This window comes from Mesorhizobium sp. M0028, from assembly GCF_040323855.1.
Lineage (GTDB): Bacteria > Pseudomonadota > Alphaproteobacteria > Rhizobiales > Rhizobiaceae > Mesorhizobium.
This window is the reverse complement of the sequence record NZ_JAMYVG010000048.1, coordinates 1-1837: the sequence shown is the minus strand read 5'-3', so window position 1 is coordinate 1837 and position 1837 is coordinate 1. Positions and strand designations below refer to the sequence as shown.

The window sequence follows — 1837 nt, the reverse complement described above, 5'->3', positions numbered from 1 at the left end:
AGCGTGCAGAAATAGACGCTCTTTCCAGCCTTCACAGCCTCGACGGCAAGCGCAATGGCCAGATGGCTCTTGCCTGTGCCGGGCGGGCCGAGGAAGTGGACGACCTCGCAGCGGGCGACGAAGCCGAGTTGGGCCAGCGTGAAGATTCGATCGCGGTCGAGCGAGGGCTGGAAAGAGAAGTCGAAGCCGGCGAGCGTCTTGATCGTGGCCAGGCGCCCCATGCGCAGTGCCGTCTTGATCCGGCTGTTCTCGCGCAGGGTCAACTCTTCCGAGAGGAGGATGTCCATGGCTTCGAGGGCGGCGATCTCGCCTTTCTCGAGCCGGCGCACGACATGATCGAGCGCTTCGAGCGCCCGCGGCATCTTCAGGCCGACGAGGTCGTGGCGGATCCGGTCGATGGTGGATGGCGTGGTGTCGAGCGCGTTCGTCATGGACGTTGCTCCTTCGCCATTACCCGGGCGACGGCGTCGTAGAAGGCCAACGGGCGCTGAGCGACCCTGTCGCCCGAGCCATGAAGAATGACCTCGTCGTTCCTCAGTCTTTGTCGGCGCTTGTGGACGTGGATGTTGCGATGACCCGGCTCGACATGACGCTGGTGCCGGCCTTCGAGAATAGGATGGGTGGCAATCAGTGCGCCGTCCTCGAAGATGCGCAACTCTTCGGCCAGCGTGTGTACCTCGACGACACGGCGCCTGGTGGCGTCGGGCACGCTGTAGAAATTGCCGCCGACGCTGACCATGCCCTCCCGGCTGATACCTCGCTCGAGCTTTAGGACCGATCGGAACGGAGCCAAAGGCAGCGGCCGCAGCGCTGCCCGCTCCTCGGCGAAAGCTTCGTTGACGACACGCCTTGTGGTGGCGTGAACCCTCGGGTTTGCGACCGTGTCCAACCAATGACGCAACTGGGCGTTCAGGTCTTCGAGATTGCGAAAGGACCGGGCCAGGAAGAAGTCCTCGCGAATGTAGCGGAACGGCCGCTCGACCTTGCCTTTCGTTTTGGCGCGGTAAGGCCGACACGCCTTGGGATGGAAACCATAGTGGCGGGCAAGATCGACGAGGGCACGGTTGTAGACGATGCCGCCGGTATCGCCTTCGCCGATCACAGCCGTCTTCATACGGTCGTAAAGCACTTCGCGAGGAGCGCCGCCCAGCGCCTCGAAAGCCCCAGCATGGCAGCGCAAGACAGTCGGCAGATCCTGGTGGACGACGAAGCGTGCCCAGATAAGGCGACTGAAGCCAAGCACCATGGAGAATAGCCAGACCGATTCTCGGCGTGGTCGGCTCATCGGCAAAGACGACATTGAACTGGGCGAAGTCGACCTGCGCTTGCTCGCCGGGCGGGGTCTCGAAGCGAACCTCGTATCCACGCTCCGCCGCGGCAGGACGGACGTCGCGCAGGAAGTCGGTAACGGCCGTGTAGCCGCCGCCATAGCCGAGGTCCTTCAGTTCGCGGAAAAGCCGGCTGCCGGTGAGCCCGGGATATCGCATGACGCGTTCGCGAAGATAGGCCGTGAAGGGATCGATCACCGCCTGACGCGGCTTGCGTGGTCCGTAGGCCGGAGCCTCGAGCCCGCGCGCAATGTATTTGCGCACCGTCTTGCGGTCGATCCCGCTCTCCCTGGCGATCGCCGACACCGACAGGCCCTGCCGATGCAAATCCAGTATCATCATCATCTCCCCGATCTTGATCACCGAAATCCCTCTCCCGACCATCAGGAGAAGCATCAACGATCATGCGCCGCCGGTCTCCCGGAGCGCGCTCCGGAAGACCGGCGACAGCGCTAAACTGGGGAAGATTCAAACGGCACTTCTGGGGAGTATTGAGCCGGCATCGACAC

Annotated in this window: 1 protein-coding gene and 1 pseudogene; both read right to left on the bottom strand. The window is 63.3% G+C overall.

The window, feature by feature from the left end; genetic code table 11:
- The coding region (locus NKJ93_RS33500) for an ATP-binding protein (RefSeq protein WP_352593639.1) at positions 1-431 on the bottom strand (431 nt) is incomplete at its 3' end.
- Positions 428-1691 (bottom strand): annotated as a pseudogene (gene istA / locus NKJ93_RS33495) (IS21 family transposase). The gene NKJ93_RS33500 and the pseudogene istA, both read right to left, overlap by 4 nt.
- Positions 1692-1837: the final 146 nt, after the last annotated feature.